Here is a 21,568-nt window from a genome sequence, read left to right as displayed (position 1 = left end):
AAGGACCAGGGCAAGCGAGGCAAAACCTATGGCAAAAGAGATCTTGTTGGTTGCAGAAGCTGTATCCAACGAAAAAGCAGTCCCAAGAGAGAAAATTTTTGAGGCGTTAGAGTTCGCACTGGCGACTGCAACAAAGAAAAAACATGACGGTGAAATTGAAGTACGCGTTTCTATTGATAGGAAAACGGGTGAATACGATACGTTCCGTCGCTGGCAGGTTGCAGAGCCGCTAGAAGATGGTTCATTAGAAAATCCATATTCTGAAATTACCATCGAAGCTGCACAAGTAGAAGAGCCAGAGTTACAACTGGGTGATTATGTTGAAGAGCAAATTGAGTCTATTCAGTTTGACCGCATTACAACTCAAATGGCAAAGCAAGTTATCGTACAGAAAGTACGTGAAGCTGAGCGTGCACTCGTCGTTGATGCATATAAAGATCAAAAAGGTGAACTTGTTACGGGCGTAGTGAAAAAAGCGTCTCGTGATACAGTTGTGATTGATCTGGGTAACAATGCTGAAGCGGTTATTTATCGTGAAGATATGCTGCCACGTGAAAGCTTCCGTCCAGGTGACCGTGTTCGTGGTCTATTGTATGAAGTGAAGCCTGAAGCGCGCGGCGCACAATTATTTGTTACTCGCTCTAAGCCAGAGATGCTGATGGAATTATTCCGCATTGAGGTACCAGAGATTGGTGAAGAGATGATCGAGCTCAAAGGTGCAGCTCGTGATCCTGGTTCACGTGCAAAAATTGCGGTTAAATCAAATGACAAGCGTATCGACCCAGTAGGTGCATGTGTAGGTATGCGTGGTGCACGTGTACAAGCAGTATCTACAGAGCTAGGCGGAGAGCGCGTTGATATAGTACTATATGACGACAATCCAGCTCAGTTCGTAATTAATGCAATGGCTCCGGCAGAAGTTGCATCAATTGTGATGGATGAAGATACACGTACAATGGAAATTGCTGTTGAAGCCGATAATCTTGCACAAGCGATTGGCCGTAACGGGCAAAACGTTCGACTTGCTAGCCAGTTAACTGGTTGGGAACTGAACGTAATGACAGTTGAAGATATGGAGCGTAAAAACGCTGAAGAATCTGATAAACTGATCAGCCTATTTACTGACAACCTAGATATTGATGATGACTTTGCAGAGTTTTTAATCAACGAAGGTTTCTCTACGCTTGAAGAAGTGGCATACGTGCCAGTTGCTGAGTTCCTTGAAATTCAGGGGCTAGACGAAGACACAGTTGAAGAGTTACGTAAACGTGCAAAAGATGCTTTAACAACTAAAGCACTTCGTGATGAAGAGTCTTTAGAAGGTGCTGAACCTGCTCAAGACCTACTAGACTTAGAAGGTTTAGATCGTCACTTAGCATTTGTGATGGCGAGCAAAGGCGTTATCACCCTAGAAGATTTAGCAGAACAGGGTATCGACGAATTAGTTGAGATCACTGAATTATCTGAACAGCAAGCGGGCGACTTTATTATGGCTGCACGTAATATTTGCTGGTTTAGTGAAGAGTAGTTTATTAACGGGAGGTAACGCATAGCATGGCAGAAGTGAGCATAGAAAAACTAGCCGAGAACATTGGTACAACTGTCGATAAATTACTACAGCAGTTAACAGATGCAGGGATCACCAAAGCCAAAGGCGATCAGGTAAGTGAATCTGAGAAAGCCAAGTTACTTGACCACTTGAGCAAGCAACATGGCGGCACAGGTTCAGATGGCCCTGAGCGTATGACTCTTCAGCGTAAAAGCAAGAGTACCTTAAGTGTTACTGGTTCTACTGGTAAAGCTAAATCGGTTCAGGTAGAAGTACGTAAAAAGCGCACTTACGTTAAAAAGAGCGCAATCGAGCAGCAAAAAGAGCAAGAACGCTTAGCTGCAGAGGAAGCTGCGCGCAAAGAAGCAGAATTGAAAGCTCAACAAGAAGCTGAGCAACAAGCGAAAGAAGAAGCTGAACGCAACGCCCAACAGGAGGCAGAGCGAAAAGCCAAAGAGGAAGCTGAGCGCAAAGCTAAAGAAGAAGCCAAACGTAAAGCAGAAGCAGAACGTCAAGCGAAAGAACAGCAGAGTAAAGAAGTGGATAGCGCCCAACAAGAGCAAGAGAAAATCGAAGCAGAACGTCTTCGTACAGAAGCAGAAGCAGCAGCTGTGAAAAAGGCTGAAGAAGAAGCAAAACGTCAAGCAGAAGAAGCTCGTCGTCTAGCGGAAGAGAATGAAGCACGTTGGAAAGCTGAAGAAGAAGAGCGCAAAAAACGCGAAGCTTCTGCAGATCACCACATGACGACTTCTACATATGCACGTGAAGCAGAAGATGAATCTGATGCACGTGAAGAGAAAAGTGCACGTCGTAAGAAAAAGAAAAAGCCACAGGCGAAAGGCGAATCTAACGCACAGTCACGTGGTAAAAAAGGCAAGCTTAAAGCGCCTACTTCTCTTCAGCACGGTTTCCAAAAGCCTGCGGCAGAAGTTAAACAAGAAGTTCGCATCAGTGAAACAATTACAGTATCTGAGCTTGCATCACGCATGGCTGTGAAAGGTGCTGAAGTTGTAAAAACACTGATGAAGCTTGGTGAAATGGTAACGATTAACCAGGTTATTGACCAAGAAACTGCACAGTATGTTGCAGAGGAAATGGGTCATAAAGTTGTTCTTGTTAAAGAGAACGAACTTGAAGAGAAAGTATTAAACGATCGTAGTGACAACGAAAGTGTTGGTCCACGTGCGCCGGTTGTTACTGTTATGGGTCACGTTGACCACGGTAAGACGTCAACGCTTGACTACATTCGTAAAGCGAAAGTAGCAGACGGCGAAGCCGGTGGTATCACGCAGCACATTGGTGCATACCATGTTGAAACTGACGGTAACATGATCACGTTCCTAGATACTCCGGGACACGCGGCGTTTACATCAATGCGTGCACGTGGTGCAAAAGCAACGGATATCGTTGTTCTAGTTGTAGCTGCTGATGATGGTGTAATGCCTCAGACTAAAGAAGCTGTGCAGCACGCAAAAGCTGCTGAAGTACCGCTTATCATCGCTGTAAACAAAATGGATAAAGAGGGTATCGACCCAGATCGCGTTAAAAACGAGCTTGCTCAATTGGATGTTATTCCAGAAGAGTGGGGTGGTGATACGCAGTTTGTTCATATCTCAGCGAAAACAGGTCTAGGTATTGACGACTTACTTGAAGCTATCTTGATGCAAGCTGAGCTACTAGAGCTTACAGCGCCTCAAGAAGGTATGGCACAAGGTGTTGTTATCGAATCTCGTCTAGATAAAGGTCGTGGCCCAGTTGCTACTGTACTTGTACAAGGCGGTACGCTAGAGCAAGGTAACATTGTACTTTGTGGCCTTGAGTATGGTCGTGTTCGTGCGATGAGAGACGAAAACGGTAAAGAAATTTCACAAGCTGGTCCGTCAATCCCTGTAGAGATTTTAGGTCTTTCAGGTGTACCTGCGGCGGGTGATGAAGCAACGGTTGTTAAAGATGAGCGTAAAGCACGTGAAGTTGCTCTATATCGTCAAGGCAAGTTCCGTGAAGTGAAGCTTGCACGTCAGCAGAAAGCGAAGCTTGAAAACATGTTCACTAACATGACTGAAGGCGATATTTCTGAAGTTAACGTTGTACTTAAAGCAGACGTTCAAGGTTCAATCGAAGCAATCTCTGATTCACTAACTAAGTTGTCTACAGACGAAGTTAAAGTGAAGATTGTAGGTAGCGGTGTTGGTGGTATCACTGAAACTGATGCAACACTTGCAGCGGCTTCAAATGCAATCATCGTTGGTTTCAACGTACGTGCGGATGCATCAGCACGTAAAGTGATTGAAGCTGAAAACCTTGACCTTCGTTACTACAGCGTTATCTACGACCTGATCGAAGAAGTGAAACAAGCAATGGCTGGTATGCTTGCGCCTGAGTTCAAACAAGAGATCATTGGTCTTGCTGAAGTACGTGACGTGTTCAAATCGCCTAAGATTGGTGCTGTTGCTGGTTGTATGGTAACTGAAGGTATCGTTAAGCGTAGCGCTCCAATTCGTGTACTACGTGAAAACGTGGTTATCTACGAAGGTGAACTTGAGTCACTTCGTCGCTTTAAAGATGATGTACAAGAAGTTCGTAACGGTATGGAATGTGGTATCGGCGTTAAGAACTACAACGACGTTAAAGTTGGCGATCAAATTGAGGTATTCGAAACTGTTGAAGTACAGCGTTCACTGTAATTCTCGCAGGGTCTAAACCTTGAAATGGGGGCATTCGCCCCCATTTGTGTTTGTGTTTTTTGGATTTTTATAGCATAAAAATCAATAGTTTATATAAGTGGTGACAATGAGAGAATTTTCTCGTACGGATCGCGTTGCACAGCAAATTCAAAAAGAAATTGCGGTTATTTTGCAACGAGAAATTAAAGATCCAAGATTAGGTATGGTGACTGTATCAGCAGTTGAAGTATCTCGTGATTTATCCTACGCAAAAATCTTCGTAACTGTTTTAAGCAGTAAAAGTGATGAGGATACGAAGCAAAACCTAGCAATTCTGAATGATGCAACGGGCTATATCCGTTCATTGCTTGGTAAACGTATCCGCGCACGTATTATGCCAGAGTTACGATTTGTACTTGATAACTCACTAATGGAAGGGATGCGTATTTCTAACTTGGTTGATGAAGTGATCCGCACTGACAAAGAAAAGCGCGGTGAAGATACGGATTCAGTTGAAGGTGGTGAAGAGTAATGGCCCGTCGTAGTAAAGGTCGCCCGGTTGATGGCATTGTACTTTTACACAAGCCACAGGGGATCTCATCTAACAAAGCTTTGCAACAGGCTAAAGGCATCTACTTTGCACAAAAAGCGGGTCACACTGGTGCGTTAGATCCACTGGCAACAGGTATGCTGCCAATCTGCTTTGGTGAAGCGACAAAGTTTACGCAGTTTCTATTAGATACTGATAAAACTTATGTTGTGCGTGCACAATTAGGTGAACGTACAACGACGTCAGACTCAGATGGGGAAATCGTTGAAACACGCCCTGTTGAAATTACGCAACAGCAATTAGAGCAGGAAGTTGCTAGCTTTTTAGGTGAGTCTGATCAATATCCTTCGATGTATTCTGCGCTCAAATATCAAGGCCAGCCATTATATAAGTATGCACGTGAAGGCATTGAAGTGCCGCGTAAGTGCAGAAAAATAAACGTATATAGCATCACGCTTGATGAGTACGATGCTGACAGTCAACAGATCCAGATGACCGTGCACGTTTCAAAGGGTACTTATATTCGCACTATTGTTGACGATCTGGGTGAAAAGCTTGGCTGTGGTGCACATGTGATCATGCTTCATCGCAGTGGTGTTGGTCACTACCCAGCAGAAAAGATGATCACTATTGAAGCGTTAGAAGAAAAGTTACAACAGGCTAAAGCGGATGGTATTGAGCCATCGACATATATTGATGAGCTACTGCTTCCGATGGATACTGCACTGGTTGACTTACCGACGATTACTTTAACCAAAGAGCAAGGCGTTGCTTTTAGCCATGGGCAAACTGTGGTGGTAGGTGAAGTACCTGAAGGCGTAATAAAGGTAATGGCTGAAGATACGTTTATCGGTATTGGCGAACGTAATAAGCATGGCCATCTAAAAGCAAAAAGAGCACTATCTAGCGCACAATAGCTTTGTCAGCGGCATTAATTACTGTTACAATGCCGCCGCTTTGTCGCTTTGGCTGAATTAGTGATCGGCTGAAGCATTAAATTTATTTAAATTGGAGTTTATTATGTCACTAAGCAACAAAGAAAAAGCAGAAATCGTAGCAAAATTCGCACGCGCAGAAGGCGACACTGGTTCTCCAGAAGTTCAAGTTGCACTTCTAACTGCTGATATCAACAAACTACAAGGCCACTTTGCTGACCACAAACACGACTTCCACTCTCGTCGTGGTCTACTACGTAAAGTTAGCCAACGTCGTAACCTTCTTGACTACCTTAAAGGTAAGAACGTTGAGCGTTACGCTGCGTTGATCAAAGAGCTTGGCCTACGTCGCTAAGAATTTGATGAGTTGTTGGATTTTTATCCGACAATAAAAAAGGGGCGAATTCGCCCCTTTTTTTGTGCGTGTACTAGCAGTATACTTACCCTCGCTCATGCATAGTGCTGAGCAAGCGCCGATACTTCTGCCAATTGTAGTGCTTAAGTAGAACTCTATGAGTAGCCAGTAAATTTTTGGTTGTTCTATTTAAGACTGTAATTGGTTGTTGTTGGCGTTTTAATATATTTTTTAAGGAATATTTTTGTGCAAGCAATAATTAAAGAATTCCAGTTAGGTCAACACACAGTGACTCTGGAAACAGGTGCAATCGCACGTCAGGCTGACGGTGCGGTTTTAGCAAGCATCGGTGACACATCAGTACTAGTGACTGTTGTTGGTAAGCGTGAAGCAGCGCCTGGTCAGGACTTCTTCCCTCTGACGGTTAACTACCAAGAAAAAATGTACGCAGCTGGTCGTATCCCAGGCGGTTTCTTGAAGCGTGAAGGTCGTCCTTCTGATTCAGAAACACTAACAGCGCGTCTAATTGACCGTCCAATTCGTCCACTATTCCCAGACGGTTTCGTGAACGAAGTTCAAGTTATCGCGACAGTTGTTTCTTCAGATCCTGAAATTCAGCCTGATATGGTTGCGTTGATCGGTACTTCTGCAGCACTAGCAATTTCTGGTGTACCATTCAATGGTCCTATCGGTGCGGCGCGTGTTGGTTACATCAATGGTCAATACGTACTTAACCCAACTGTAACTGAGTTAGCTGAAAGTAAGCTAGACCTAGTGGTAGCAGGTACTGAAAATGCAGTACTGATGGTTGAATCAGAAGCTGAAATCTTAACTGAAGAAGAGATGTTAGGTGCTGTTGTATACGGTCACGATCAGTCTCAAGCTATCATCAAAGCAATTGAAGAGTTCAAGGCTGAAGCTGGCAAACCTGCTTGGGATTGGACTGCACCTGAGAAAAACGTAGCACTAGCAGACAAAGTAGCTGCAATTGCAGAAGAAAAAGTAGGCACGGCTTACCTTATTACTGACAAAGTAGCACGTAAAGAGTCACTATCTGAAGCAAAAACAGAAGTAATTGAAAAGCTAACTGCTGAGCTTGGCGAAGGCGAAGAGCTAGACGAGCAAGAAGTTGGCAAGCTATTCAGCTCTCTAGAGAAGAAAATTGTTCGTGGTCGTATCATTGCAGGTGAGAAACGTATCGATGGCCGTGAACCAGATATGGTACGTGCACTTGACGTAATGACTGGCGTATTGCCACGTACACACGGTTCATCAATCTTCACACGTGGTGAAACTCAGGCATTAGTTACTGCTACTTTAGGTACTGAGCGTGACGCGCAGATGATGGATGACCTAGTTGGTACTCACAAGCACCACTTCATGCTTCACTATAACTTCCCTCCATTCTGTGTAGGTGAAACTGGTTTCATCGGTTCTCCAAAGCGTCGTGAAATCGGCCACGGTAACCTTGCAAAGCGTGGTGTTCAAGCTGTAATGCCAAGCTTAGAAGAATTCCCTTACTCAGTGCGTGTTGTATCTGAAATCACGGAGTCAAATGGTTCATCTTCAATGGCATCTGTATGTGGTACTTCTTTGGCTCTGATGGACGCAGGTGTACCTGTTAAAGCTTCTGTTGCTGGTATCGCAATGGGTCTAGTTAAAGAAGGCGAAGAGTTCGTTGTTCTTTCTGATATCTTAGGTGATGAAGACCACCTAGGTGACATGGACTTTAAAGTAGCAGGTAGCAGCGCTGGTGTTACTGCACTTCAGATGGATATCAAGATTGAAGGTATCACGAAAGAAATCATGCAGATCGCACTTAAACAAGCTAAAGCGGCCCGTATGCATATCCTTAGCGTGATGGACCAAGCAATTGCTGCACCTTCACAAGAGCTATCTGAATTCGCTCCGCGTATTTACACGATGAACATTCCACCGAAGAAGATTGCAGACGTAATCGGTAAAGGTGGTGCAACAATTCGTCAGCTAACAGAAGAAACTGACACAACTATCGAAATCGAAGATGACGGTACTGTTAAGATTGCTGCAACTAATGGCAACAGCGCTAAAGAAGCGATTGCACGTATTGAAGCACTGACAGCTGAACTAGAAGTTGGCACTATCTACAATGGTAAAGTAAACCGTATCGTTGACTTTGGTGCGTTTGTAAATGTACTACCAGGTAAAGATGGCCTTGTACACATTTCTCAAATCAGCAAAGAGCGTGTAAATAACGTATCTGACCACCTGAAGGTAGGCCAAGAAGTTAAAGTTAAAGTACTAGAAGTAGACCGCCAAGGCCGTGTACGTCTAAGTATTAAAGAAGCACTTGAGCCATCGGAGCCTGCTGCAGAGCAAGCACCAAAAGGTGAGTAATTTTATGTAAAGAAACAATAAGTTTCGTTAAAAGGGGCTGAATGGCCCCTTTTTTTGTGCTTTAATGGCTGACACTATAATTATCTGGCCCAAAGAGGGATATACCTTGAGATTTTTACTATTACCTTTGCTTGGATTGAGCTTATTGGGCTGCCAAAGCACTCAGCAGGCGAATGTTGAAGATAAACTGCAACCACTGCTGCCAATCCCTTTCACCGAGCCAATGCAACCTAACCCTCGTGCTCAAATCGAAGTTGCCCGATATAGTGAATTATTAAATAGCGCAGAGCTTACTCGTAATCAAAGAGCTGAGTTATACCATATACGCGGCAAGTTATATGACAGTTTAGGTTTAGCGCAATTGGCACAAATAGATTTCAATCGTGCACTGAAGCTCAGACCAGATCTTGCTGAAACATATAACTTTATTGGCATACACCATACATTGCGCCAGGAATTCAGTGAGGCCTACGAAAGTTTTGGCTCGGTGCTTGAATTAGATGAAAGCTATGAATATGCCTATTTAAATCGCGGCATTGCATTGTATTATGGCGGCAGAAAAGAGATAGCGGTCACTGATTTTGAGCGCTTTTTATCAAGCTCACCAGATGATGCATACAGAATGCTATGGCTATATATAGCACATAGTTCTGTAGACCCAATTACTGCGCAAGCGCAATTAAAAACCAACAGTCAGCAACTCAATCATGAAGCTTGGTCAACTCAAATTGTGCAGTTTTACTTAAATGAGATAAGTGAAGAGCAATTCTTAGATGGCATCACAGTGGGGGTGAAAACTCAAAAAGAGTATGCTGAAAGACTCTGCGAAGCATATTTTTATATAGCGAAAAAGCACTTGAGTACAGGTAGTTATGTGAAAGCTGCGGAGTATTTTAGGTTAACTTTGGCAACCAATGTATATGAATTTGTCGAACATAAATATGCTAAATTAGAGCTTCGCCTGTTACGAGAAGCATTACTAAAAGCAAGTGCTAGCTAAGTGATGCTACGTCAGTACCTACTTGGTATTGTCTTTTTGTTGATGGCTGTTCCGAGTAGCAGCCAACATATAGCAAGTTTGGCCGATATGAAAGGCTCCGAACTGAATATACTCGTTACCCGTGCCGCGCAAAACTTTAACCACTCAAACTATGCTTATTTGCGACTCAAGCAAATCCCAGAGCAACTCACTGACGAACAAGTTCAATCTCTAAGGCGCACTGGCTATCCTATTTTTGCTTTTGAATGGGCTATTAGACTTGTAGCAAATAGCCATTATGGGCAAGCGTGGCTTTTAATCGAAAAATATTGGCATCATAGCACATCATCAACACGTATTCGGTTGTTAGAGCTATTAGAAGAGCAAGGAGAGTATGCACTTATGGCACGTATATTTGATCAGCTAGAGGTTGTAGAGCCTTATGCTTCTGTATATGCTCTTGAAGTTGGCAACTCGATAAGCACCTTGAATAAGGCCAGTGTTGATACTTTAGGTGTGTCCGTATTTGGTTGGCATACTCCAACCGCCAGTTGTAAACATTCTATTATGTTATTTGCAGAGACCTTATCTGGTGTAAAGCAGCTCAAACGTCTAAGTACACAGTACAATCAAAGCAAATTGTCTAAACTGCTTCCTTATTGCTTATCAGATCCTTTGTATGTTGGAGACCTGACACTGTGCTCAGGAAGAGAATCTAACTTCATCCAATGCAATATTGATCAGCTAATTCAAGAATCATCAGTGCGACAAGCCAGACATTTAGTGATCATGACAAATAAACAAGGCTTGGCAAATGTATATAACGGTGTGATGAGGCTTCATGATAAGAGTCAATATGAGCTGTTTGTACACGAAATGATGCATTTCGCTCATTTTGAAGATGAGTATCCAGTGCCTCAAGCAAAGGCTGATTGGCTATGTAAAACATCAGGCTATAAAGCCCCCAATTTATATGTTGGTACAAATGCCCCAAAAGGATGGTATAAGAGCGAAACATGTAAGTTTGGGCAGCTACAGTCTTTCAAACCGCAACATATCGCATCAAAAATGCAATATCACGAAATTCACTTGTCAAACCATTATTTAGGATTATGGTTAAAGTCATTAAATAAAACTTTATCAGTGCCCAGCGATTATCAAGTTTATCTCAATGAGCTAAATGCCAAGCATTGATCTGAGTTAAATGAGCGTACCTTTTATGAACAGGATCTGAATTGTTTGTTAATCTTGTCTACAATTTAAACAGCCAGTACGTGAAACCCTAGACAAGTCAAACACTAATAAAGTATAACTGGTAGACGTTATGTGTGATAAAAATGCACGTAAAAAATAAACAGAACACGATCGCCATGACGTAATCATAACGTGCATTTAATAGTGATGAACGGCATCGAAGATATAAGGCTTCTTTATGACTTTGCTTTGGATACCATTGATATCCTTGTTAGGTAGTTTACTCTCATCGTTAACTGGTAAGCTCTCTCGCAATCAGTCTACTGCAATCACCTTGATTGCACCTACTGTGGCTCTTTTATTAGCCATTGATTTAGCTCCCGCAGTGTTTGCTGGGGAAGCTGTTCGCGCAACGTTAGATTGGGTACCAATACTCGATCTTGACGTGTCTTTCCGTTTGGATGGATTGGCACTTTTATTCGTATTTATGATCTTAGGTATTGGCATATTAGTTATTTTCTATGCACGCTATTACCTGAGTGAAAATGACTCAATGCCCAAGCTTTATGCTTATTTAATGTTATTCATGACAGCCATGCTAGGCATTGTAATGTCTAACAACGTCTTACAATTATGGGTATTTTGGGAACTAACCAGTATCAGTTCATTTTTGCTGATAAGCTATTGGTGGCATAAATCAGAAGCGCGTAAAGGCGCAAAAATGGCGCTGGCAATTACTGGTGGCGGCGGTTTAGCATTATTGGCTGGTTTACTATTACTCGGTAATATCGTTGGAAGTTACGATTTAGACATTATTCTGGCTAGTCGTGAGCTTATCCAATCTCATGATTTATATGAAGTGGCATTAGTACTTGTCTTATTAGGCGCATTCACTAAATCCGCTCAGTTTCCTTTCCATTTCTGGCTACCGCACGCTATGGCTGCGCCAACGCCTGTCAGTGCTTACTTACACTCGGCAACTATGGTTAAAGCGGGTATTTTCTTACTTGCGCGTTTTTACCCAGCTTTGGCGGGCACAGAAATTTGGTTCATCTTAGTGGGTTTGACAGGCCTTATCACGCTGCTTGTCGGTGCGTACATCGCTTTATTTAAGCATGACTTAAAGGGTCTACTGGCATTTTCGACTATCAGTCACCTTGGTCTTATCACCCTGCTACTGGGCTTGGATACCGAGCTTGCTACAGTAGCGGCTATTTTCCATATCATAAATCATGCTACGTTCAAGGCATCGCTCTTCATGGCGACCGGCATCATTGATCATGAAACTGGCACCCGAGACATGCGTAAGCTCAATGGTATGTGGCGCTTTATGCCGTATACCGCTACCTTGGCGATGGTCGCAGCTGCATCGATGGCCGGTGTTCCGCTGTTAAACGGTTTCTTGTCGAAAGAAATGTTTTTTGCAGAAACATTGCACCAGCAGTTACTGGGTTCAATGTCATGGCTTATCCCTATTTTAGCAACCATTGCTGCTGCTTTCTCTGTGGCTTATTCTGCGCGATTCATTCACGATGTTTTCTTTAATGGCGATCCGGTTGATTTACCAAAAGAGCCTCATGAAGCACCGCGTTATATGCGAGTACCTATTGAGATATTGGTGGCGCTATGTTTGATTGTGGGCATGTTCCCGAACTTTATTGTCGACGGAATTTTAAGACTGGCTTCTGGCGCTGTTTTAGGTGGTGAGCCGCCTGAGTTCTACATCGCAATTTGGCATGGCTTGAACTTACCTCTGCTAATGAGTGCAATTGCTGTTTGTGGTGGTTTACTGATATATACTCAGCGCAAATACCTATTCCAATTCCAAGCATCTCTACCACCAATTAATGCCAAAAAAGGTTTTGAGAAGACCATGCATTCTGTGGTGATCTGGAGTCAAAACAAAATCAGTGCTATTGAAAATGGCTCATTGCAGCGTTATTTAATGCTGATGCTGTTGGTTGTGCTTGTCAGCGCAGGTTGGCCTTTATTTGAGATGAGCCAATTAGTGGGTGAGAATACACTTACACCTGTCGACATTCATAATGGCATTGGCGCAGGACTGTTAATGATTGGTGCGATTAGCACTGTGATTTGGCACCGTACACGTATGGTTGCGTTGCTTATGATTTCAGTTGTAGGTTTGATGGTATCTGTCGCCTTTACGCGCTTCTCTGCACCAGATCTTGCGTTAACACAGTTAACGGTTGAAGTGGTGACCATTATTCTATTGATGCTAGCTTTGTTCTTCTTACCGCAGAAAACGCCAAAAGAGTCTAGCTCGATTAGAACGTTGAGGGACTTGGGGATCGCATCAGCGATAGGTGTCATTATTGGTAGCATCTGTTATGCCTTGATCACACGACCTTTGACTTCTATCTCTGATTTCTTCGTTGCTAACGCGAAAACGGGCGGCGGTGGTACTAATGTCGTAAACGTTATCCTAGTTGACTTCAGGGGCTTTGATACGCTTGGTGAAATCGTTGTATTGGGGATTGCAGCTCTGGGTATATACAAACTGATTATTCATTTACCATTGTTTATGCCAGGCAGTGACTCTGAGGGTAGACCTTGGGCGAAAGAGCGTTATCCGCTTCTATTGGCTTCAATTTCTCAAAGCTTGTTACCACTCGCGCTGTTAGTGTCATTCTATATTTTCCTGAGAGGGCATAATCTACCTGGTGGTGGCTTTATCGCAGGTCTAGTCACAGCAATTGCCTTTATTTTGCAATACATTGCACATGGTTCAAATTGGATAGCAGAGCGCTTTACCTTGAACTACAGAAAGATTATCGCTTCAGGTATTGCGATAGCGATGTTATCTGGTTTAGGTAGTTGGGCATTTGGACGTCCATTCTTGACTACGTGGTTTGATTATTTTGATATTCCATTGATTGGTGAGATTGAGCTTGCCAGTGCATTAGTATTTGATTTAGGTGTTTACATCACCGTTGTAGGCGCAACGCTGATGATACTAGCAAGTCTTGGTAAAGTGACTGCAAATGCACCCAAAGAAGAGGTGAATATTTAATGGAGCTTTTGTATTCTTCATGCGTGGGCCTATTAGTGGCCTGCGGTGTATTTTTGATTTTACGTGCAAGAACGTTCCCGGTTGTACTTGGTTTAACCATGCTCTCGTACGCAGTTAATTTGTTTTTATTTGCATCAGGACGTTTGTCAATGAACCAAGCGGCTGTGCTTGGTTACAGCGAAAGTTATGCCGATCCGCTGCCACAGGCATTAGTTTTAACAGCCATCGTAATTGGCTTTGCGATGACTGCATTTGTTGTGATTTTAGCGATCCGTGGTCGTGCTGATTTAGGTAATGATCACGTCAATGGGGTAGTACCTGATAAATCAAAAACGAATTCTCGTCAGGTAAAGGAGCAGGGTAAAGCATGAGTCAACATTTAACTTCTTTACCTGTTTTACTACCTATGTTGGCGGCAGTGCTTATGCTGATGCCGCCATGTGGAAAAAATTTAAAAATTAGGCGTTACGTCTCTGTTTTGATGGGCTTGATAACGACAGTGGTATCTGTGTCGTTGCTCGCTTATGTAAAAGTAAATGGGACGCAAGTGTACGCTATTGGTGATTGGTCAGCGCCATTTGGTATTGTGTTGGTTGCGGATCCTATCTCGACTTTACTGGTCTCGCTTACGTCGTTTTTAGGCTTAGTTTGTGCGCTTTACAGCTGTGCTGGTGATGACGAGCAAGGTAGTTTTTTCCACCCACTTTTACACTTCTTAATTTTAGGTGTGAACGGTGCCTTCTTGACAGGAGACGCATTCAACCTATTTGTTTTCTTTGAAGTATTGTTGATTGCATCCTATTCATTGCTGATGCATGGTGGCGATAAACGCAATACCCGTGCAGCATTGCAATATGTTATTTTAAACTTGGTTGGTTCATCTGTGTTTCTAATTGCCCTCGGTATTTTATACGGTACTTTGGGTACATTAAATATGGCCGATATGGCAACACGCGTGATGGAATTACAAGGCGATGACGTATATCTGGCTAAAATAGGTGGCTTGTTGTTGCTGGTCGTATTTGCTCTAAAAGGTGCTTTATTACCGCTTCATTTGTGGTTACCAAATACTTACTCGACAGCAATGCCAGTTGTTGCTGCCTTGTTTGCTATCATGACTAAGGTTGGTGTGTATTCAATGATGCGCGTTTACACCTTAATTTTTGGTGAGCAAGCAGGAGAGTTGAGCCATATGGCACAACATTGGTTGTGGTGGCTTGCGCTGGCAACTATCGTAATGGGCGCAATCGGTGTGCTTGCAAGCCAAGATCTTCGCAAGATGGTTGCAAACTTAGTAGTTGTTTCTGTTGGTACATTGGTGGCGCTTGTTGCCGCACAAACAGTTGATAGCAGCGCCGCAGCAATTTATTACTTAGTGCATTCAACACTTGTTTCAGCAGCTTTATTCTTAATTGCTGATTTAGTGGGTAAGCAAAGAGGTAAAGTGAGCGACCGTATAACAGCGGGTCGTCCTGTAGCGCAGCCGTTGTTTCTTGGTGGTGCATTTATTTTTGCGGCAGTAACCGTCATTGGCATGCCTCCATTGTCAGGTTTTATTGGTAAGGTTTGGATCTTAGAATCTACGCTGGAGTCAGCACACGGACATTGGTTCTGGCCAATTTACTTAATTGCCAGTCTTGCTGTATTGGTTTCTGTATCAAAAGCTGGTAGTACTGTTTTTTGGCATCACACCGGAAAAGGTGAAGCGAATACCGAAGAAAAGGCACACCCTGTGCAGATGGTTGCTGTGTTGATGTTGGTTGCGGCGTCTCCATTGATGGTTATTTTTGCAGGCTCAGTTACTGACTATGCCCAGTTTGCAGCAGTTGAACTGCACAACTTTTACGGCCTTATCCAACATGTATTAGGAGGCAAGTAAATGAGATTAGAAGCAAAATACAAATGGTTGCCTACTCCGTTTAGAAGTTTACTGCTATTTTCGGTATGGCTATTGCTCAATAATACAGTTGCCCTTGGTCATGTTATATTAGGCTTAATCTTGGCGATTGTGATCCCATTGATCACACACCCTTTTAGAACGAAGCAACCTTTGGTGGTGAGACCGTTTAGAGCGCTGAGCCATTTAATGTTGGTTTTGTATGATATCTTGACTGCAAATATTGAAGTTGCGATTAAGATTTTAGGTCCGACTAAAAAGTTGAAGCCGGGTTTTGTAAAAGTGCCGCTAGATTTAAATGAGGCTATGCCTATTACTATTCTAGCGAGCACGGTATCGTTAACGCCAGGTACTGTTAGTGCTGAGGTATACCCTTGGCCAGAGACAATTGAGGGTGAAGCACCGGATTGTCAAAAATACTTACTTATCCACGTTTTAGATTTGGATGATGAGCAGGCGTTGATCAATACCATTAAATCTCGTTATGAGGCGCCTTTGAAGGAGATCTTTGAATGTTAGACACGATCATCTTAATTGTTTTTGCCATGATTGGTTTGGCGCTACTGTTAAACTTATGGCGCTTAGTCGTTGGCCCATCAGTGCCAGACAGAATTTTGGCACTGGATACCATGTACATTAATACCATTGCGTTAATTATTTTATATGGAATGAACATGGGGACGTCGCTGTATTTTGAGGCTGCGTTGTTAATTGCGTTACTTGGCTTTGTTAGTACGGTTGCCGTGTGTAAATACCTGCTTCGTGGCGATATTATTGAATAGGAGGCCATGTAAGTGGATATTGTAATTTCAGTTTTGCTCTTAATGGGTGGGGTTTTGGTACTAGTAGGCTCAATCGGTTTGGTAAAAATGCCAGACTTTTTCATGCGCCTTCATGGGCCGACTAAAGCAACCACGTTAGGCATGGCATGTTTGCTTTTTGCCGCGATGGCACATTACAGTGAATATGGTGATGGGCTTAGTTTAAAAGAGATTCTTATTTCTTTGTTTTTACTTATTACCGCGCCAATCAGTGGTTATATGTTGATTAAGTCTGCAATTCACCACCGAATTGATTCTACTGATAAGACGACTGGCAAAGACAAAATAGAAGAAGATTAAGCCCTTATTTTAAGCTGGGTGTGTCGGCACCCAGTTTTCTTTCTTACCCCACCATTTGATTCTTAAATATTTATATTCTAATTTAATTGTTGATCTAGATTAATTTATTTTTGCACATTTCGATTTAAACACTTATTGTCAATTAATCTTTAATATTTCTGTAGCATAATCAATTTTAGAAATTAAAGAACCAACTTCTAACAGTTCACTCTTCGTGCGTTTTTATACTCACCTGTGGTTAGTCAAATTAGAATTACAAGGTCATTTATGCGACAAATCTCAATTAAATACAAACTCATGTGCTTTGTTATTACGATAATAATGGCAGTAATAGCAATGCTCGTGATAACAACATGGTTGCATTTACAAGATGAAAATAAAAAACAAAGTGAGCAAATACAATCTGTAATTCTATCGGAAATTAATACCCGCTTGGCTGCTCAAGGAGATTATTACGCACAAAAAAATTGCTGCGTTTTTAGACTCCGCGTATCGTGTACCAAATACATTGGTGGGCGCATTGGAATCGACATTAACAGCTCCCATTGAGCGTAGTGATATTCAATCAATGCTTAAAGGTGCCTTGAAATCAAGCCCAGATATTTCTTCTGTATATGTGCATTTTGAAAAAAATGCCTATGATCAAAAAGATGCGCATTTTACTAATGATGCTGCGCACTCGGTTTTAGGCAGTGGCGCACTTGAAATGTATTTTACTCAACATAGCGTCATGTCCTCCTCAGCAAAATATTCAGAAACGCTCAATCGTTATGGTATACGTGAGGCTGAATGGTATTTATGTGCAAAAGAAAGCAAATTGCCATGCATTATGGAGCCGTATCTGTACGAAATTTCCAAAGGCAATGAAATGCTGATGACATCACTGACCGTGCCTATTACACAACATGGACGTTTTAAGGGGATTATAGGTGTGGATGTCAACTTGCCAAATCTACAGAGATTAGTGCAAGAGCTTTCAAGTCAGCTTTATCAGGGACAAGGAAAGGTATTATTACTCAGTGAACTTGGCTTGGTTGCCGGTGCAAGTCATCATCATGATAGTTTGGGTAAACCTCTCACTGAAATTTTAGAAAGTGCACTTGCTGAGCAACTAACATCTTTGCATACGAATAAAGGCTATCAAGAAGTTGGCAACTCCATTTTTGTTGCCAGTTCAATCAAGATTCAATTGGCAAATACGGTCTGGTCTTTAGTAATTGAAGTCCCAAAGCAAGAAGTTTTATCTTCAGCCTTTATGATTGAAAAGCAGTTGCATCAGTCCACTGAAGACCTTGGGATCTGGATGTTGATGCTGGGAATAGTGATTGTCACAGTGGCTTTGGCTTTGAGTATCTTCTTGATCAATACGATCACTAAACCTCTTTCATATATCCAATCACGGGTTTCTAATCTTGCCTCCAATGAAGGGGACCTAACACATAAGCTGGAAGTTACGCATCACGCAGAATTAATCTCTTTGGCGAACGGCTTTAATCTATTTACAAATAAATTAAGGCATATGATCGCGGATCTAAAAGGGCTTGCCCAGCAGTCATATCAACAGTCTTATGTTACGACAGAGGCCGCCATAAATATCAAAAATAAAGTATCAAACCAACATATTGAGATCGATAGTGTTGTGACAGCGATCAATGAACTTAGCGCGACGGCCAATGAAGTAGCCAGAGCTTGCGAACAAGCTGCGTCTACAACAGATAAAGCGGTTAGAACAGTCAATGACTGTGAGCGCAGAATCGTTTCGACAACGAGTACGGTTGAAGAGATTGCGTATCAAGTTTCAATCGCTCAGTCAGCATTTAATAAGGTTGCTAAACGCAGTCATGATATTTCACAAATCTTGGATGTGATCAGAGCGATAGCAGAGCAAACGAACCTATTGGCATTAAATGCAGCGACAGAAGCTGCGCGAGCTGGAGAGCAGGGCAGAGGCTTTGCAGTAGTGGCTGATGAAGTACGTTCTTTAGCTTCTAAAACACAAGCGTCGACCGATGATATTGCACAATTGATTGAAAATTTACAAAGCGAAATTAAAGGGTCTGAAGAGATAATTGAACATACGGTAAACAAGGGCCGTGATGCAACACTTTTAAGCCGGGAGGCTGCAAACACCATGAAAGGACTTGTGGCGGAACTACATAATATCTCCCATGAAGTGACTCAAATAGCAACTTCTGCTGAAGAGCAAAGCATGGTAACAGAAGAAGTTAATACAAATACGACGAGTATTGCTGATGCAGCTCGTGAGTTATCGCAGTTTGCTGACGAGGTCGAGCTGGCAGCGAGTATGATGACTCAATTGGTCGAGCAAAAACATGGGCAGTTAAATTTGCTGAAGACATAACTCCCACTAGTACGGGCAGTTTTTGATAAAAATAGCGAGTTTCTTATTTAATAAAAAGACGCAATTATTTGCATACCCTAGATTTGTTTAAATGAGTTGGCTAGAATGACTGTAATTATATACAGTAAATGAATTTTATGAAGCTCTATATCGCAGAAAAACCTTCACTTGGGCGAGCAATTGCCGATGTACTACCAAAACCCCATAAAAAGCAGGATGGGTTTATAGAGTTAGGCAATGGTGATTGCGTTACTTGGTGTATTGGCCATCTGTTAGAGCAAGCAGAACCAGAAGATTATGATGAGCGCTATAAAAAGTGGCTGATCCAAGATTTACCCATTGTGCCTTCAGAGTGGAAATTTAAAGCTAAACCAAAAACAAAAAAACAGTTATCTACTGTTAAGCGGTTAATAAAAAAGGCGAATGTTTTAGTCCACGCTGGAGACCCAGATAGAGAAGGTCAGCTACTTGTTGATGAAGTGATCCAAGAGGCTAAACTTTCACAAGCAAAAAAATCATCAGTTGAGCGTGTACTAATAAGTGATTTAAACCCCAGTGCAGTAAAAAAAGCGCTTAACCAATCTAAATCTAACACTGAGTTCATGCCTTTGAGCATCTCTGCGTTAGCTAGGGCAAGAGCAGACTGGTTGTATGGAATGAATTTGACTCGTGCATTTACCTTAGCTGGGCAAAAAGCAGGTATTCAAGGTGTGCTATCAGTTGGACGGGTACAAACGCCTGTATTAGGTTTGGTTGTACGCAGAGATGAAGAAATTGAAAACTTTGTCTCAAAACCGTTTTATGAAGTGATAGCAATACTGCAAAAGCAGACAGGTGAGCAGTTTGAAGCTAAGTGGATCCCCAGTGAGGCTTGTTTACCTTACATGGATGAAGAAAAGCGGGTGTTATTGAAATCTCTGGCAGAGAATGTAGCGAGTAGAATAAAAGATAAACCGGCAGACCTAACTGAACTGGAGCAAATGCCTAAAAAGCAAAATCCGCCGTTGCCATATAACTTATCAGCTTTGCAAATCGATGCAAATAAGCGATTTGCTATGTCAGCCAAGCAAGTATTAGATATCTGCCAATCCTTATATGAAAAGCATAAATTAATTACTTACCCTAGATCAGATAACCGATATTTACCTAAAGATCATTACAGTGAGCGCAATGACATATTAGCAGCAATGCTTAACAACAAGGGTGAAAAAGAGTCGCATATCAACAATGCGGACTTAAGCTTAAAAAGTAAATGCTGGAATGATAAAAAAGTAGAAGCTCACCACGCAATCATACCAACAAAGAAACAACTAAAAACAGCGCAGCTGGGTCATCATGAGCTGCAAGTTTATGGATTGATCTGTAGGCAGTATTTAGCACAGTTTTACCCTGCTTACTTATATTCTCAAACTAAAGCGCATATACAGATCTCTGGTGGTAAGTTTATAGCCAAAGCAGATACGGTGATCGATATGGGCTTTAAGGTTTTGTATCAATCAAATAAAAAAGAGCCAGAGGATAAAAAGCAACTACCGATGCTTGAAGTTGGTGAGCCATTACACTGCAATGATGGTGTAGTAATGGAAAAACATACACAACCCCCAAACTTTTATACGGAAGCGACATTATTAAGTGCCATGACGGGGATTGCACGTTATGTAAAAGACAGCGATATTAAAAAAGTGCTGAAAGAAACAGACGGCTTAGGAACCGAAGCTACACGAGCAGGTATCATAGAGCTTCTATTTAAAAGGAACTTTTTAAATAGAGAAGGAAAGTCTATTAAGTCCACAGAGCTAGGACGAGGGCTTATTAACACAATCCCCAATAACCTATCACTGCCTGATAGAACAGCGCTGTGGGAATCGCAATTAACAAACATTGCACAAAAAACGGCTTCGTATAATCAGTTTATGTTACCGCTGCAAAATGAGCTATCGGAACTCGTGGGGCTATCTCAAACAATTAATACAGACGCATTAAAAGGGATCTCAACAACAAGTGCTTTCAAAAAGAAAGGCAGCTACCGTAAAACCCGTCGTAAGTCAGCATATACGAAAGGAAAAAGTAAATAGTTAGCGATAATTACCTTGTAAAGTACAAACAAGACACTATATAGCTATTAGAATCTAAATTAAGAATGCCTCATTTATGGAAAACAAAATTACATTAACGCCTGAAAATATCCAACAGGTACTATCATCTTCCTCTGCAGATCATCTTGTGTTATTGAGCTTCTATAGTGCTCAGCACCCTGATTGCGCGGCTCAAGCTGCTATATTGGACGAATTAGCAACACAGTATAAAAGTAGCATTACCATTGCGACATTGGATTGTGATCTTCAACAGGCGTTAGCAGGGCAGTTAGCGCAGCAAGTTGGTTTACAAGCCTTACCTACTATAGTTGTGTTAAAGGCAGGTTCGCCTGTAGATGTTTTGGCTGGTGCTAAGACAAAGGAAGAAATTACGAAAGTACTTACCGAGCATTTACCTTCGCCAGAATTGATTTTGCTAGATCAAGCAAAACAATCATTAACAGCAGGAGATTTAAATGCT

The 21,568-nt window shown here is 42.2% G+C and carries 17 protein-coding genes (1 of these 17 cut by a window edge); all 17 read left to right on the top strand.

The window, feature by feature from the left end:
• Window positions 1-28: 28 nt before the first annotated feature.
• Entirely contained in the window at window positions 29-1,528 is a 1,500-nt protein-coding gene (gene nusA / locus AC2CZC_RS00110; protein ID WP_063361757.1) for a transcription termination factor NusA, read from the top strand.
• Window positions 1,529-1,554: 26 nt separating this feature from the next.
• Entirely contained in the window at window positions 1,555-4,233 is a 2,679-nt protein-coding gene (infB, locus tag AC2CZC_RS00105; RefSeq protein ID WP_484583375.1) for a translation initiation factor IF-2, read from the top strand.
• 106 nt (window positions 4,234-4,339) lie between these two features.
• On the top strand, window positions 4,340-4,744 hold the full coding sequence (gene rbfA / locus AC2CZC_RS00100; protein ID WP_063361755.1) for a 30S ribosome-binding factor RbfA: 405 nt from the start codon (window positions 4,340-4,342) through the stop codon (window positions 4,742-4,744).
• Complete coding sequence (gene truB, locus AC2CZC_RS00095; RefSeq protein WP_063361754.1) at window positions 4,744-5,679, top strand: tRNA pseudouridine(55) synthase TruB; 936 nt, start codon at window positions 4,744-4,746, stop codon at window positions 5,677-5,679. The genes rbfA and truB overlap by 1 nt, the downstream gene beginning before the upstream one ends.
• A 103-nt stretch (window positions 5,680-5,782) precedes the next feature.
• Window positions 5,783-6,052 carry a 30S ribosomal protein S15 gene (gene rpsO, locus AC2CZC_RS00090; RefSeq protein ID WP_036975065.1) on the top strand — a complete coding sequence of 90 codons (270 nt, stop codon included), beginning with the start codon at window positions 5,783-5,785 and terminating at the stop codon, window positions 6,050-6,052.
• 246 nt (window positions 6,053-6,298) lie between these two features.
• Window positions 6,299-8,428 carry a polyribonucleotide nucleotidyltransferase gene (gene pnp / locus AC2CZC_RS00085; protein ID WP_484583374.1) on the top strand — a complete coding sequence of 710 codons (2,130 nt, stop codon included), beginning with the start codon at window positions 6,299-6,301 and terminating at the stop codon, window positions 8,426-8,428.
• A 106-nt stretch (window positions 8,429-8,534) separates the two neighbouring features.
• On the top strand, window positions 8,535-9,428 hold the full coding sequence (gene nlpI / locus AC2CZC_RS00080) for a lipoprotein NlpI (RefSeq protein ID WP_484583373.1): 894 nt from the start codon (window positions 8,535-8,537) through the stop codon (window positions 9,426-9,428).
• Window positions 9,429-10,601 (top strand): hypothetical protein, encoded by a 1,173-nt coding sequence (locus AC2CZC_RS00075; RefSeq protein ID WP_484583372.1) that lies wholly within the window; start codon window positions 9,429-9,431, stop codon window positions 10,599-10,601. It begins immediately after the preceding gene.
• Window positions 10,602-10,839: 238 nt separating this feature from the next.
• Window positions 10,840-13,632, top strand: coding sequence for a monovalent cation/H+ antiporter subunit A (locus AC2CZC_RS00070; protein WP_211036479.1), 2,793 nt, complete (start codon window positions 10,840-10,842; stop codon window positions 13,630-13,632).
• Window positions 13,632-14,003: a Na+/H+ antiporter subunit C gene (locus tag AC2CZC_RS00065; RefSeq protein ID WP_046356586.1), complete on the top strand. Its 372-nt coding sequence runs from the start codon at window positions 13,632-13,634 to the stop codon at window positions 14,001-14,003. The genes AC2CZC_RS00070 and AC2CZC_RS00065 overlap by 1 nt, the downstream gene beginning before the upstream one ends.
• Entirely contained in the window at window positions 14,000-15,511 is a 1,512-nt protein-coding gene (locus AC2CZC_RS00060; protein ID WP_484583371.1) for a monovalent cation/H+ antiporter subunit D, read from the top strand. The genes AC2CZC_RS00065 and AC2CZC_RS00060 overlap by 4 nt, the downstream gene beginning before the upstream one ends.
• Window positions 15,512-16,048 carry a Na+/H+ antiporter subunit E gene (locus tag AC2CZC_RS00055; RefSeq protein ID WP_484583370.1) on the top strand — a complete coding sequence of 179 codons (537 nt, stop codon included), beginning with the start codon at window positions 15,512-15,514 and terminating at the stop codon, window positions 16,046-16,048.
• Window positions 16,042-16,311, top strand: coding sequence for a K+/H+ antiporter subunit F (locus AC2CZC_RS00050; RefSeq protein WP_023397675.1), 270 nt, complete (start codon window positions 16,042-16,044; stop codon window positions 16,309-16,311). Before AC2CZC_RS00055 ends, AC2CZC_RS00050 begins: the two co-directional genes overlap by 7 nt.
• A 12-nt stretch (window positions 16,312-16,323) precedes the next feature.
• Complete coding sequence (locus AC2CZC_RS00045; protein WP_284019902.1) at window positions 16,324-16,650, top strand: Na+/H+ antiporter subunit G; 327 nt, start codon at window positions 16,324-16,326, stop codon at window positions 16,648-16,650.
• A gap of 520 nt (window positions 16,651-17,170) precedes the next feature.
• The gene (locus AC2CZC_RS00040) at window positions 17,171-19,012 is read left to right on the top strand and encodes a methyl-accepting chemotaxis protein (RefSeq protein WP_484583369.1); all 1,842 of its coding nucleotides are present in this window, start codon (window positions 17,171-17,173) and stop codon (window positions 19,010-19,012) included.
• 137 nt (window positions 19,013-19,149) lie between these two features.
• Window positions 19,150-21,087 (top strand): DNA topoisomerase III, encoded by a 1,938-nt coding sequence (locus AC2CZC_RS00035; protein WP_484583368.1) that lies wholly within the window; start codon window positions 19,150-19,152, stop codon window positions 21,085-21,087.
• 76 nt (window positions 21,088-21,163) lie between these two features.
• Window positions 21,164-21,568, top strand: the 5' portion of a protein-coding gene (locus AC2CZC_RS00030; RefSeq protein ID WP_484583367.1) for a tetratricopeptide repeat protein. 453 nt of this gene lie beyond the right edge of the window; only the first 405 of its 858 coding nucleotides appear in the window; it begins with the start codon at window positions 21,164-21,166; the stop codon falls past the right edge of the window.

It is taken from the genome of Pseudoalteromonas sp. MMG033, assembly GCF_057197785.1.
The sequence above is the reverse complement of the archived record's forward strand: the minus strand, read 5'-3'. Positions and strand labels throughout refer to the sequence as shown.

Excerpts from the sequence above, each read along its gene's own strand:
- nusA (WP_063361757.1), top strand. The coding sequence starts at position 29 with ATGGCAAAAGAGATCTTGTTGGTTGCAGAAGCTGTATCCAACGAAAAA.
- infB (WP_484583375.1), top strand. The coding sequence starts at position 1,555 with ATGGCAGAAGTGAGCATAGAAAAACTAGCCGAGAACATTGGTACAACT.
- rbfA (WP_063361755.1), top strand. The coding sequence starts at position 4,340 with ATGAGAGAATTTTCTCGTACGGATCGCGTTGCACAGCAAATTCAAAAA.
- truB (WP_063361754.1), top strand. The coding sequence starts at position 4,744 with ATGGCCCGTCGTAGTAAAGGTCGCCCGGTTGATGGCATTGTACTTTTA.
- rpsO (WP_036975065.1), top strand. The coding sequence starts at position 5,783 with ATGTCACTAAGCAACAAAGAAAAAGCAGAAATCGTAGCAAAATTCGCA.
- AC2CZC_RS00070 (WP_211036479.1), top strand. The coding sequence starts at position 10,840 with ATGACTTTGCTTTGGATACCATTGATATCCTTGTTAGGTAGTTTACTC.
- AC2CZC_RS00065 (WP_046356586.1), top strand. The coding sequence starts at position 13,632 with ATGGAGCTTTTGTATTCTTCATGCGTGGGCCTATTAGTGGCCTGCGGT.
- AC2CZC_RS00060 (WP_484583371.1), top strand. The coding sequence starts at position 14,000 with ATGAGTCAACATTTAACTTCTTTACCTGTTTTACTACCTATGTTGGCG.
- AC2CZC_RS00055 (WP_484583370.1), top strand. The coding sequence starts at position 15,512 with ATGAGATTAGAAGCAAAATACAAATGGTTGCCTACTCCGTTTAGAAGT.
- AC2CZC_RS00050 (WP_023397675.1), top strand. The coding sequence starts at position 16,042 with ATGTTAGACACGATCATCTTAATTGTTTTTGCCATGATTGGTTTGGCG.
- AC2CZC_RS00035 (WP_484583368.1), top strand. The coding sequence starts at position 19,150 with ATGAAGCTCTATATCGCAGAAAAACCTTCACTTGGGCGAGCAATTGCC.